This is a genomic window from Streptomyces sp. NPDC039424 (assembly GCF_055639495.1).
This window is the reverse complement of record NZ_JBVKAI010000039.1, coordinates 17,798-30,870: the sequence shown is the minus strand read 5'-3', so window position 1 is coordinate 30,870 and position 13,073 is coordinate 17,798. Positions and strand designations below refer to the sequence as shown.

Sequence of the window (13,073 nt, the reverse complement as noted above, 5' to 3'; positions counted from 1 at the left end):
ACCACCGTCACCGCCCTCGCCGACCTCTTCGCCTCCGGCGCTCCGGTCGACTGGGACGGCTTCTTCACCGGCCGCAACGCCTCCCGCGTCGACCTGCCCACCTACGCCTTCCAGCGCAAGCGCTACTGGGCCGACGCGCAGATCGGCGGCGGCGACGTCACCACCGCCGGACTGAACACGGCCGAACACCCCCTGCTCGGTGCCGCCCTCACCCTCGCCGACCACGACAGCACCGTCCTGACCGGACGCCTCTCCCCCGCCACACAACCCTGGCTGGCCGACCACGCCATCGGCGACACGATCCTCTTCCCCGGCACCGGATTCGTCGAACTCGCCCTGCACGCCGCCGACCAGACCGGCTGCACCCACCTCGACGAACTCACCCTCCAAGCCCCCCTCATCCTCCCGCCCGACGGCGCCGCCCACATCCAGGTCGCCGTCAACAGCGCCTACGAAACAGGAACCCGTACGGTCACCATCCACTCACGCCCCGAGGGACAGCAGGACAGCGACGCCTGGCTGCTCCACGCCCAAGGAGTGCTCAGCACGGCCACCGCACCCGCACCGTCGGCCCAGGACCTGACCGTGTGGCCTCCCACCGGCGCCTCCCCGCTGCCGGTCGAGGACGCCTACGACACCCTCGCCCGCCAGGGCTACACCTACGGCCCCGTCTTCCAAGGCCTCAAAGCCGCCTGGAAACACGGCGACGACCTCTACGCCGAAGTCGAACTCCCCACCGACACCTGGGACGACGCCACCCACTACGGCCTCCACCCCGCCCTCCTCGACTCGGCGCTGCATGTCGCCCTGCTCGCCGGTGGAGCGGACGACCGGAGACTGCTGCCGTTCGCCTGGTCCGGTGTGGAGCTGCACGCGACCGGTGCCTCGGCCCTGCGGGTCAGGCTGTCGACGGCCGGGGAGGACACGGTGTCCCTGGCGCTGGCCGACCCGGCGGGACGTCCGGTCGCCACCGTGCGGTCGCTGCTGTCGCGGCCCGTCACGGACGAGCAGTTGAGGGGGCCGTCGGCGACCCACGACTCGCTGTTCCGGCTCGACTGGGCGCCCCTCGCGAAGGGGGGCGCACCCCAGGCCGTCGACTGGAGCCGGTGGGAGGACGTCACCCGTGTCGCGGACGACGGGACGCTGCCGGACCTGCCGGAGGTCGTGGTGCTGCGCTGCGACGAGCCGGCCGGGGCCGCGGACTTCGAGGCGGTGCGCGCCGCCACCCGGCGGGTTCTCGGGGTGCTCCAGGCGTGGACGGGCGACGAGCGGTTCACGTCCTCGTCCGCGACGCTGGCCGTCGTCACCCGCGGCGCGGTCGCGGTGGACGGCGAGGACGTCACGGACCTGGCCGGTGCCGCGGTGTGGGGCCTGACCCGGTCCGCCCAGCTCGCCCACGACAGGATCGTGCTCGTCGACCTCGACGCGGGCACCGCGCCCGAGTCGGTGCTCGCCGAGGCCGTGGCGTCGGCCGAACCCCAGGTGGCGGTGCGCGGCGGCGGGCTCAAGGCCGCGCGGCTCGCCCGGGTCGCGGCCGTGGCCGGGGACGAGGCGGATCTCGCGACCCGCTTCGACGTCGAGGGTCCCGTGCTGGTCACCGGCGCGGGCGGCATGCTCGGCCGGTTGTTCTCCCGGCACCTGGTGACCCGGTACGGCGTCCGGGAGCTGCTGCTGACCAGCAGGCGCGGCGGCGCGGCCCCCGAGCTCGCCGAACTCGCCGAGGAACTGCGCGCGTTGGGGGCCGACGTCGAGGTGGCCGCCTGCGATGTGGCCGACCGTGCGGCCGTGGCGGCCCTGCTGGAGGGGCGCACGCTGTCCGGGGTGGTGCACCTGGCCGGTGTGCTCGACGACGCCGCCCTGGCCTCGCTGACGCCGGCCCGTATGGACACCGTGCTGCGGCCGAAGGCGGAGGCGGCCCTGAACCTGCACGAGCTGACGGCCGGCATGGACCTGAAGGCGTTCGTGCTGTTCTCCTCGGCCGCGGGCACCCTCGGTAACGCCGGCCAGGGCAACTACGCGGCGGCCAACGCCCTGTTGGACGCCCTGGCCCAGCACCGCCGGGCCCGCGGCCTGGCCGGGCAGTCCCTGGCCTGGGGCCTGTGGGGCAGCGACTCCGGTATGGCAGGGGAGCTCGCGGAGGCGGACCGCAGGCGCATGAGCCGCGTCGGCATCGGCGCCCTGACGGCCGAGGAGGGGCTCGCCCTGTTCGACACCGCCGCGACCCTCGACCAGGCGGCGGTGGTGCCGATCGCCCTGGACACCGGTGTCCTCGCGGGCGCTGGGGAGGAGCTGCCGCCGGTCTACCGCGCGTTGGTGCGCGGCCGGATCCGGCGGGCGGCGGCCGGTGCGTCGGCCGCCGGGGATGTGGCGGCCGCGCTGCGGCAGCGGCTCGCCGCGCTGCCGCCGCAGGAGCGCATGGCCGTACTGCTCGACGTGGTGTGCGGGCAGGCGGCGTCCGTCCTCGGTCACGTGACCTTGGGTGAGGTGGAGCCGGAGCGGGCGTTCAAGGACCTCGGCTTCGACTCGCTGACCGCGGTGGAGTTCCGCAACCAGGTCAACGCCGCGACCGGGCTGCGCCTGCCCGCCACGCTGGTCTTCGACTACCCGAACGCGCGGGCCCTCGCCGAGCGCCTCCACGCCGAACTGGTGCCCGCGGGCGCCGGGGACGACGACGCGGCGGAGGCGGAGGTGCGGAGCATCCTGCAGGCGATCCCGTTCAGCAGGCTCCGCGAGGCCGGCCTGATGGACGTACTGCTGGAACTCGGCGGGGCGCGGGAGGACCTCCTCGCCCAGGCGGCGGGGGTGGAGCCGGAGGAGTCCATCGACGAGATGGACACCGAGGACCTCATCAGCCTGGCTCTCGACTCGCTCTCCGCCGACGACCTCGGGTGACCCCCGGCCCACCCGCTCACCACCCGATCTCGACCACCTGGAAGTGGCAGACATGCATGTGGCACCCAGCGCCAAGGGCACCGCACCCTTCGGTGAGCACGAAACCTGGTACCGCGTCACCGGCGACCTGAAGTCGGGCCGGCCCCCGCTCGTCCTCGTGCACGGCGGACCGGGCAGCACCCACGACTACCTGCTGAACCTCACCGCTCTCACCGAGGACGGGTGGCCGGTCGTCCACTACGACCAGCTCGGCAACGGCGGCTCCACCCATCTGCCGGGCCAGGGCGCCGACTTCTGGACCCCCGACCTCTTCCTCGACGAACTCGACAACCTGCTGCGCCACCTCGGCATCACCGACGACTACGTGCTGTTCGGGCAGTCGTGGGGCGGCATGCTCGCCGTCCGGCACGCCGCCCGCCGACCCGCCGGCCTGCGCGGCCTGGTGGTGGCGAACTCCCCGGCGTCGTACCCGCTGTGGCTTCGGGAGATGGCGGTGCTGCGCGCCGCGCTGCCGGAGGGCGTCGACGACACCCTGCGGGAGCACGAGGCCGCCGGCACGACCGACAGCGAGGAGTACTTCGAGGCCATGCGCGTCTTCTACGAGCGGCACGTGTGCCGGCTCAAGCCGTGGCCGCGGGACTTCATGGCCTCCTTCATGGAGGTCTACAACGACCCGACCGTCTACTACACGATGAACGGCCCCAACGAGTTCCACGTCATCGGCACCCTGCGCGACTGGTCGGTGGTCGAGGACTGCCCGAACGTCGGTGTCCCCACGCTCGTCCTCACCGGCGCCCACGACGAGGCCACCCCGGCGACCGTGCAGCCTTTCGTCGACCTCATTCCCGACGTGCGCTGGGAGATCCTCCCCGAGTCCAGCCACATGCCCCACCTCGAGGAGCCCGAGCGGTTCCTTCAGGTGCTGCGCGCCTACCTGTCCGGGCTTGACGCGGAAAAGCGAGATTAAGGGCAGGGCAGGGGGCAGGTCTAGGGGTTCCGGCGGCAGTTTATGAACTACGGTTGTTGCCAGCCCCAGGCTAACTCTCTCGAATACCGGAGAAATCCGGGAAACGATCTCCACTCGAATCACCGGCGAGAAAGTCCGGCCGACCGAAAGTCGCGCGGGTGGTGATTTCAAGAAATGCCACCCGAATACCCGTGGTTCAGGAGACCGGAGGAAATATCGAATGTCTCAGCTGACTCTCAGCTCATTCGAAACGGTGCGTTTCCGTGCCCACGGACCACGCCAGATCGACGACATCGCGGCGCGCTACGGGCTGCCGGCGGACGTGACGGAGACGGTCCGCGTGGTCTCCGAAGTACTGCCGTTCCGGGTGAACGAGTATGTGCTCACGCACCTCGTCGACTGGGACAACATCCCCCACGACCCCATGTTCCAGCTGGTGTTCCCGCAGCGGGGCATGCTCAGCGCCGAGGACGAGCGAGCGGTCGCCGAGGCGGTGGCGAGCGGCTCGCGGCCGCAGCTGAGGGCGGTCGTCGCCGAGATCCGCTCCCGGCTCAACCCGCACCCCTCGGGCCAGATGGAGCTCAACGTCCCCAGCGAGGACGGCGTCACCCTGCCCGGCATGCAGCACAAGTACCGCGAGACGGTGCTGTACTTCCCCGGCCACGGCCAGACCTGCCACAGCTACTGCACCTACTGCTTCCGCTGGGCCCAGTTCGTCGGCGACGCCGACCTGCGCTTCGCGGCCTCCAGCCCGGACCAGCTCATCGCCTATCTGCGCAAGCACCCCGAGGTCAGTGACGTCCTCGTGACCGGCGGCGACCCGATGGTGATGACCACCGAGCGGCTCCGCTCCCACCTGGAGCCCCTGCTCGCCGTGGAGAGCGTGCGCACCATACGCATCGGCACCAAGTCCATCGCCTACTGGCCGCACCGGTTCGTCAACGACCAGGACGCCGACGAAGTGCTGTGGCTGTTCGAGAAGATCGTCGACTCCGGCCGCAACCTGGCCGTGATGGCACACTTCAGCCACCCGCGGGAGCTGCAGACCGACCTCGCCCGCCGGGCCGTCGCCCGCATCCGCGCCTCCGGCGCCCTCGTCTACTGCCAGGCCCCGCTGATCGCGCACGTCAACGACGACGCGGCGACCTGGAACGAGATGTGGCGGGCGGAACTCGCCGTCGGCGCCGTGCCGTACTACATGTTCGTCGAGCGGGACACGGGCCCCCACGACTACTTCAAGGTGCCGCTGGCCGACGCCGTGACCATCTTCCAGGACGCCTACCGCGCCCTGCCCGGCCTCGCCCGTACCGTGCGCGGCCCGGTGATGTCCGCGACCCCCGGCAAGGTCGCCATCGACGGTGTGGCGCACACCTCCGAGGGCAGCCGCTTCCAGCTGCGGATGCTGCAGGCCCGCGACCCCCAGCTCGTCGGACGGTCCTTCCGCGCCCGCTACTCGCCCGACGCGGCCTGGATCGACGACCTGGAACTGGACCCCGACACCCCGTCCGACCTCGCGGCCGCGATCAACGGCACCCGCAAGGCCTGACCACGGTCAGGATGCGAAAGGAGACGGTCATGCCCGGCCGGAACGTGTCCCCCAACCTGGCGCTCAACCAGCTGGTGGAGGAGCGCAAAGCCGCGGGGGCCTCCCTCGTGCACCTCGGGTTCGGCGAAGCGCGGCTGCCCGCGTTCGCCCCCCTGGCCGAACGGCTCGCGGCGGGAGCCGGACGCAACGCCTACGGCCCCGTCGCCGGCGGCAAGGACGTACGCGAGGCGGTGGCCGGCTACTTCGCCCGCCGGCGCCTGCCCACCGAAGCCGACCAGGTCGTCGTGGCGCCCGGCAGCAAGCCGCTGCTGATGGCCCTGCACATGACCGTCCCCGGCGACGTGCTGCTGCCCCGCCCCTGCTGGAACACCTACGCGCCCCAGGCCCGCTACCTGGGCAAGCAGGCCATCGGGGTGCCGATCCCCGCCGAGTGCGGCGGCATCCCCGAACCGAACGCGCTGCGCGAGGCGATCCGGGCCGCCCGCGTCCTCGGCCACGACCCGCGGATCGTGGTCGTCACCCTGCCCGACAACCCCACCGGCACCCTCGCCCCGCCCGCCCTGGTACGGGAGATCTGCGCCATCGCGGAGGAGGAGGACCTCCTCATCGTCTCCGACGAGATCTACCGGGACGTCGTCCACGAGCCCGCCACCGAGGTCCTCAGCCCCGCCGAGGTGGCACCGCGGCGCACCGTCGTCACCACCGGGCTCAGCAAGAGCCTCGCGCTCGGCGGCTGGCGCATCGGCGCCGCCCGCTTCCCCGAGGGCGCGTGGGGCCGCCGGATCCGCGACGGCGTCGTCTCCGCGGCCAGCGAGGTCTGGTCGACGCTGGCCGGCCCCATGCAGGAGGTCGCCGCCTACGCGTTCGCCGAACCGCCCGAGATCCGCGAGCGCCTCGCGGCCTGCGCCCGGCTGCACGGCGTGGTGGCCCGCGAGGTGCACCGCATCGTGGTCGCGGCCGGCGCCGACTGCCGGCCCCCGACCGGCGCCTTCTACGTCTACCCCGACTTCGAGCCGCTGCGCGACCGGCTGGCCCCGCTCGGCGTCACCGACTCGCTCTCCCTGCACCGGCACCTGCTGGACGCGTACGGGGTGGTCGTCCTGGCGGGCCATCACCTCGGCGACGACGAGCAGGCGCTCCGCTTCAAGGCCGCCACCAGCATGCTCTACGGCGAGACGGCCGAGCAGCAGGAGGAGTCCCTGGCGGCCGCCGACCCGCTGGTCCTGCCCCACGTGAGCGGTGTGCTGACCCGCCTGGAAGAGACCTTCACCAAGCTCGCCCTGTAACCCCCAACGCGGAAGACCCTCCGCGGCCGCCCGTCGAGGAGAGAACAGGACAGATGACCATGCAGCCCAATGACCGGACCGGCAGCGCGCTCGTCTTCCCCGGCATGGCGCCCACCCGTTTCACGGACGTGGCCAAGTTCATGCTGATCAACCCGCATGCGCGCGCCCTGCTGAAGACCGCGGACGAGGTGCTCGGCTACTCGCTGTTCGACCGCTACCGCGAAGCCGACGGCGACTACACCGAGTACGCGCAGGTCGCCTTCTTCATCAACTGCGTCGCCCTCGCCCAGTGGGCCGAGCAGGAGTACGGCATGCAGCCCGACGCCGTCGCCGGGCCCAGCTTCGGCAGCAAGGCCGCCGCCGTCTTCTCCGGCGTCCTGGACTTCGCCGACGCGGTGCGCATGACCGCGCACATGGCACGCGTCGAGAACGACTACTTCGCGCGGGAGTTCCAGGACGCGGTGACGTTCTCCTTCACCCGCACCCCCCGGGAGAAGCTCGAAGAGGTGCTGGCCGAGCTGGACGAGCGCGGCGAGTGGCACGACCTGTCCTGCCACATCGACGACGACTTCTACATGGTCTCGCTCGACGGCTCCAACGTGGAGTGGATGGAGAAGCGGCTGCGCTCGCTGGGCGGCATGCCCCTGTACACGATGCGTCCGCCGATGCACTGCAGCGTCTTCGGCGCGCTGCGGGACCGCATCGACCAGGAGGTGCTGGCGGGGCTCGACTTCGCCGACCCGGTGCTGCCCGTCGTCGCCGACCAGGACGGCTCGCTGCTCACCACCGGCGAGCAGGTGCGGCAGATGATCCTCGACGGCTATGTGCTGCCGGTGCGCTGGCCGGACGTCGTGGCTACGCTGCGCGAGCGGCTCGGCGCCGAGCAGCTGTACGTGTGCGGTCCGGACAGCCTCTTCGGCCGGGTCCGTATCACCACGCGCTCCTTCGACGAGGTCGTATCGGTCAAGCCGCGCACCGCGATGCTCCCGCGCCGGGCCGCCGCGGCCGTCTGAGGCGGACGACGGCGGCCCGGCGCGGGGCCCGTCAGCCGGTCCGTGCGGTCAGCTCCGACAGCGCGGTCCACAGCGTCCCGGGCGTGGAGAAGTTCTCCATCGTCAGGGCGTCGTCGACAAAACGCACGTCGTACACGTCTTCCAGAGCGGCCATCAGGTCCACCGTGCCGATCGAGTCCAGACCCAGATCCCACAGATCGGAACCCGAATTCAGCGCGTCGTCGCCGAGAAACGGAAGGTGTTTCCGCAGGGTCTCCTCGAACTTCTCATCCCACATATCGATCATCTCCCAGAGGAAAACGGGTCCACCGCGACGAATATATTCCCGGAAGCGTTCCGGGCAGCAGCTCCGTCACCCCCTATTCAGGTAGCGAAGCCCCTTATTCGGAGAAGGAATGTTGAAGAAGACCGAGGACGCGCTGCACGCGCGGTTCCTGCGCGGGCTCGCCGTGTCCGGGCAGCGCCCGGCCCTGCACACCGGGGAGCGGACGTACAGCTACGAGGAGATCCACGCCCTCGCCCTGCAGTGGGCGGGCTCCCTGCTGGCCAGTCCGGCGGGACCGCCCCCCGCGATCGGCATCCTGGCGGCCAAGGGCATCGAGGCGTACGCCGGCATCCTCGCCGCCCTCTACACCGGTGCCACCGCGGTACCGCTGCACCCCGCGTTCCCCGCGGCCCGCACCCGCAGCATGCTCGAGGACGCCCGGGTCTCAGCGGTCCTCGCGGACGACGCCGGACTCGCCGCCCTCGGCGAGGCGCTGGACGCCGACTCCACGCTGCCGGTGCTCGCCCCGCACAGCGCCACCGGCGACGGTCGCTTCCGCCGTATCGCCGTCGACGCCCGCGACGCCCTGACCGAGCCGCGGCCCGCCGCGCCGGAGGACCGCGCCTACATCCTGTTCACCTCCGGCTCCACGGGCCGCCCCAAGGGCGTGCCCATCTCGCACGGCAGCACCACCCACTACTTCCGCCTCATGGACGAGCGCTACGGCTTCGACGCCGACGACGTCTTCTCGCAGACCTTCGACACCAACTTCGACTGCGCGATGTTCGACATGTTCTGCGCCTGGGGTGCCGGCGGCAGCATCCACCCCGTCCCGCTGCGCGCCTACCGCGACCTGCCCGGCTTCGCCGCCGAACGCCGGATGACGGTCTGGTTCTCCACACCCAGCACCATCTCCCTGATCCGCCGCACTGGTGGCCTCACCCCCGGCGCGCTGCCCACGCTGCGCTGGAGCCTGTTCGCGGGGGAGGCGCTGCGCGAGCAGGACGCCACGGACTGGCAGGCGGCGGCGCCCGCCTCCACGCTGGAGAACATCTACGGCCCGACCGAACTGACCGTCACCGTCACCGGCCACCGCTGGTCGCCCGAGACCTCACCGGGGCTGTGCGTCAACGGCCTGGTGCCCATCGGCGCAGTCCACGAGGGCCACGACCACCTGCTGCTCGACGAGCAGGATCAGCCCACCGACCATGAGGGTGAACTGGTCATCACCGGCCCGCAGATGACGACCGGCTACCTCGACCCCGAGCACGACCGGGGCCGCTTCCTCCAGCACGACGACCGCACCTGGTACCGCACCGGCGACCGGGTCCGGCGCCTGCCGGACGACGAGCTGATCTACCTCGGCCGGCTCGACTCCCAGGTGCAGATCCAGGGCTGGCGGGTGGAACTCGCCGAGGTCGAGCACGCCCTGCGGGCCTGCGACGAGGTGCAGGACGCCGTCGCCGTGCCCCGCACCACCGACACCGGCACCGAGCTGGTCATCTTCTACACCGGTGCCGCCGTCTCGCCCGCCGTCCTCGCCGGCCGGCTGCGCGGACTGCTGCCGCAGGGCATGGTCCCCAAGCACTACCGGCACGTCGAGGAGTTCCCGCTGAACTCCAACCGCAAGGTCGACCGCAAACAACTGGGCACCGAGGCCGCCCGGCTCCAGGCCACCTCCACCTGACCGACGCCTCCACCCCACCACCGGCACCCCGCACGACCCGACTTGTCCGCACGGAACAGGAGAACACCATGTCCGACGCCCCCTTCGGTGAGGTCATCACCGGGCACGCCGACGCCCTGCACCCCGAGGGTGTCGACTGGGACCCGAACCGCCAGGCGTTCCTGGTGAGTTCCACCCGCCACGGCACCGCCTCCATCGTCGACGGCCACGGCACCGTCACGCCGCTGGTGACCGACCCGGACCCGCGGATCGTCTCCACCGTCGGCATCACCGTCGACGTCCCCCGCAACCGCCTGCTGCTCGGCTACCACGACCTCGGTATCGGGGCCCGCTCCACGCCGGAGACCAACCTGAAGGAGTCCGGCATAGCGGTGTACGACCTCACCACCGGTGAGGAGCAGTTCCTCGTCGACCTCGCCCTCGGCCCCGAGCCCATGCACGCCGCCGACCGCATCGCCCTCGCCGCGGACGGCACCGCCTACGTCAGCGACCCGGCCGCGAACAAGGTCTACCGGGTCGACGTCGACGGCAAGGCCGAGGTCCTCGCCGACAGCCAGGCCATCTCGCCCGGCTGGGAGCTGGGTACCGGCGCCGGCGTCATCGGCATCCGCGTCCACCCGGCCGGCTTCCTGCTGACCCTGCAGTACAGCACCGGCGCGCTGGCCCGCATCGACGTCGAGACCGGCGAGGTCCACCAGGTCCAGCTGGAGAGCGGCCCCATCATCGGCGGCGACGCGTTCGCGCTGCGCGCCGACGGCACCGTCGTCGTCGTCAGCAACAAGCTCGCCAACGAGAACGGCACGGACGCGGTGCACGTCCTCAGCCCGGTCGACGACACCTGGTCCGCCGCCCGCACCGTCCACCACCAGCCGTGGCCCGAGGCCAACCCGACCGACGTCCTGCCCACCCCGCACGGCGAGTACGTGCTCAGCGGCCGGCCCGAGTACCTCTTCCGCGGCGAGACGGCCGACGACTTCGTCCTGCGCCGCATCTGACCCCACCTACACGCGATCCGGCCGGCCCCCGGGAAGGGGACCGGCCGGACGACGTGGCGTCGGGGTGCGGCAGCCGCTCAGGCCTGCGTCGCCGCGTGCGGCTTCGCGCCGGACCACTCCAGTATGGCCCGCAGCGCCAGCGTCAGGTCCTCACCCGAGGGGGCACGGTCGGGATCGACCAGGAACTGCGCCATCACACCCGTGGCCAGCGCCTGGAAGAACGCGCCCACCGCGTGCTGCGTCGCCTCGTCCATGTCCTCCGCGCCCTCGCCCGCGATGCTCTTGAACAGCTCCGCCATCGACCGGCGCCCCTGCTCCAGACCGTCGGCCAGCGCCGGCTTCAGCTCCGGTGCCCGGTCGACCTGCGCGAAGACCTCGAAGCTCGCCAGCAGCAGCTGCCGGTTCGTGGTGTACCTGAGGACGATCTGCGACCAGGCCGTCTCGAACCGCTCCACCGGCGTCGCCCCGGGATCGACATCCGTGACCTCGGTCGGGGAGATCTCCTTGCCGCTCTCGTCCAGCGCCTCCAGGAGCGCGGCGTTCAGCAGCGCCTCCTTGGAGCCGTAGTGGTAGCCGATGGAGGCCAGGTTGGCCCCGGAGGCGGCCACGATGTCCCGCGCCGTCGTCCGGCCGTAGCCCTTCTCGATCAAGCAGCGCTTCGCCCCGATGAGCAGGTCCTCGCGATGTCCCATGGCCCCAACCTTAGTCGACGTCTTATACGTTCGTCTCATACGCTGCTGTAGGCGAGCAGCCCCGGCGCAACGGCGTGGGCCCGCCGCGCCTGCGGCGGGCCCACCCCTTGCGGCCTGCGGAGATGTCCGCACTCACAGACCGGCCAGGGCCGCGAGCGCGGCACGATCGGTCTTCCCGTGCGCGGTCACCGGCCACTCCGGTACGACCCGCAGCTCCCTCGGCACCATGTACGCCGGCAGCGACTGCGCGCAGAACGCGCTCAACTCCGCGCCCTTGGGCGCCTCCACGCCCGCCGTCATCGACACGAACGCCCCCAGCACCGGGTCGCGGTCGGGCCGTTCCAGCACCAGCACGGCCGCCGCGCCGACCCCCGGGTACTCCAGGACCTTCCGCTCCACCTCGCCGATCTCCACCCGGTTGCCGAGGATCTGCACCTGCGAGTCGACCCGGCCGCAGAAGTACATCTCGCCGCCCTCGCCCCGGTACGCCAAGTCGCCGGTGCGCAGCACCAGCTGACCCGAGCGCGGGTTGACCGGGTCGGGCACCTGGGCCCGGCGGGTGGCCTCCGGGTCGTCCCAGTAGCCGGTGAACAGGGCCGGGGTGCGCAGATGGATCTCCCCCTGCACACCGGGCTCCTCGACCACCCGCCCCCACTCGTCGACGAGCGTCATCTCGGCGCCGGGATGGGCGAACCCGATGGACAGCTTCTGCAGGTCCTCCGGCAGCGGGTTGGGCACATCCGTGAACGAGCACGCCATGGACTCGGTGGCCCCGTAACAGTTCACCAGGCGGGCCTGGGGCAGCAGCCGCTGCAGCTGGCGCAGTTCGGGCAGCGGGAAGTCCTCCCCGCAGAACAGCACCCCGCGCAGCTCGGTCAGCGCGGCCAGCTGCTCCGCCTCGTGCCGAAGCGCCCCGCGCCAGATCGACGGCACCCCGTCGACCTGCGTGACCTCCATGTCCTTCAGGAACCGCACGAACCGGCGCGGGAAGCGCAGTGTGTCGCGGGGGACCGGTACGACGGCCGCGCCGCTGCCCAGGGCCAGACCGATGTCAAGGAGCGAGAAGTCGAACTGCAGCGGCGAGGTGGTGGCGACCCGGTCGCGGGGGGAGACGATGGCGTGCTGGAGCATGCCCCGGTAGAACGACACGACCCCGCGGTGGCTCATCACCACACCCTTGGGGCGGCCCGTCGTACCGGACGTGAAGATGATGTACGCGGTGTCCGTGCCCACCGGCTCACGGCGATGCCGCACCCGCTCCACCGGCGCCCGCTCCACCACCAGGCCCTCCGGCCCGAAACGCCCGAGGCCGACCTCCTCCGGCAGCCCCTCCCGGCGTCCGTCGGCCGTCTGCACGAACAGGCCCGGCTGCGTGGTCTCCACGATGGTCGCCAGCCGCTTGGCCGGGGTCTCCGGGCTCACCGGCACGAACGCCAGACTGAGCGTGGAGCACGCCAGGAACATCGCGATCGCCGAGGCGGAGGTGTGCGACTCCAGGATCACCCGGTCCCCGCAGTCGAGCCCCAGCCCGTCGAGGACGGACACATACGCGTGGACCCGCTGCTCCAGCTGACGGTAGGTCAGTACAGCGGGCTCGCCGTCCGGTCCGGTCTCGACCACGGCTGGAGCGTCCGGTGTCACCCTGGCCCAGGCCAGCATGAAGTCGTGCATCCGGTCCACCGGCGCGGAAACCGAGACGGATATTTCTTGGCGCAAGCTCACGTGAATCT

Annotated in this window: 10 protein-coding genes; 7 read left to right on the top strand and 3 right to left on the bottom strand. The window is 71.7% G+C overall.

From position 1 onward, the window contains the following. From ACZ7L0_RS43320 to ACZ7L0_RS43300, 5 genes are all read left to right on the top strand, one after another. A partial coding sequence (locus ACZ7L0_RS43320) for a type I polyketide synthase (protein WP_471248097.1) occupies positions 1–2,892 on the top strand: 2,892 nt, incomplete at its 5' end. A 52-nt stretch (positions 2,893–2,944) separates the two neighbouring features. Continuing rightward, on the top strand, positions 2,945–3,859 hold the full coding sequence (locus ACZ7L0_RS43315) for a proline iminopeptidase-family hydrolase (protein ID WP_471248096.1): 915 nt from the start codon (positions 2,945–2,947) through the stop codon (positions 3,857–3,859). Between the two features lie 220 nt (positions 3,860–4,079). Next, positions 4,080–5,405 (top strand): KamA family radical SAM protein, encoded by a 1,326-nt coding sequence (locus tag ACZ7L0_RS43310; RefSeq protein WP_471248095.1) that lies wholly within the window; start codon positions 4,080–4,082, stop codon positions 5,403–5,405. A gap of 29 nt (positions 5,406–5,434) precedes the next feature. Next, entirely contained in the window at positions 5,435–6,691 is a 1,257-nt protein-coding gene (locus ACZ7L0_RS43305; protein WP_471248094.1) for a pyridoxal phosphate-dependent aminotransferase, read from the top strand. Between the two features lie 59 nt (positions 6,692–6,750). Beyond that, on the top strand, positions 6,751–7,704 hold the full coding sequence (locus tag ACZ7L0_RS43300; RefSeq protein ID WP_471248099.1) for an ACP S-malonyltransferase: 954 nt from the start codon (positions 6,751–6,753) through the stop codon (positions 7,702–7,704). Positions 7,705–7,735: 31 nt separating this feature from the next. On the opposite strand, the gene ACZ7L0_RS43295 is transcribed toward ACZ7L0_RS43300, so the two are convergent. Next, positions 7,736–7,981, bottom strand: coding sequence for a phosphopantetheine-binding protein (locus ACZ7L0_RS43295; RefSeq protein WP_471248093.1), 246 nt, complete (start codon positions 7,979–7,981; stop codon positions 7,736–7,738). Between the two features lie 118 nt (positions 7,982–8,099). Between ACZ7L0_RS43295 and ACZ7L0_RS43290 the strand changes: the two genes are divergently transcribed. Beyond that, complete coding sequence (locus ACZ7L0_RS43290; RefSeq protein ID WP_471248092.1) at positions 8,100–9,656, top strand: AMP-binding protein; 1,557 nt, start codon at positions 8,100–8,102, stop codon at positions 9,654–9,656. A gap of 68 nt (positions 9,657–9,724) precedes the next feature. Further along, a complete protein-coding gene (locus tag ACZ7L0_RS43285) occupies positions 9,725–10,651 on the top strand; it encodes an SMP-30/gluconolactonase/LRE family protein (protein WP_471248091.1) in 927 nt (308 codons plus the stop codon). Positions 10,652–10,728: 77 nt separating this feature from the next. Here the strand turns inward: ACZ7L0_RS43285 and ACZ7L0_RS43280 are convergent, their stop codons facing one another. Then, a complete protein-coding gene (locus ACZ7L0_RS43280) occupies positions 10,729–11,343 on the bottom strand; it encodes a TetR/AcrR family transcriptional regulator (RefSeq protein WP_471248090.1) in 615 nt (204 codons plus the stop codon). A 132-nt stretch (positions 11,344–11,475) separates the two neighbouring features. Continuing rightward, a complete protein-coding gene (locus ACZ7L0_RS43275; RefSeq protein WP_471248098.1) occupies positions 11,476–13,059 on the bottom strand; it encodes an AMP-binding protein in 1,584 nt (527 codons plus the stop codon). Positions 13,060–13,073: the final 14 nt, after the last annotated feature.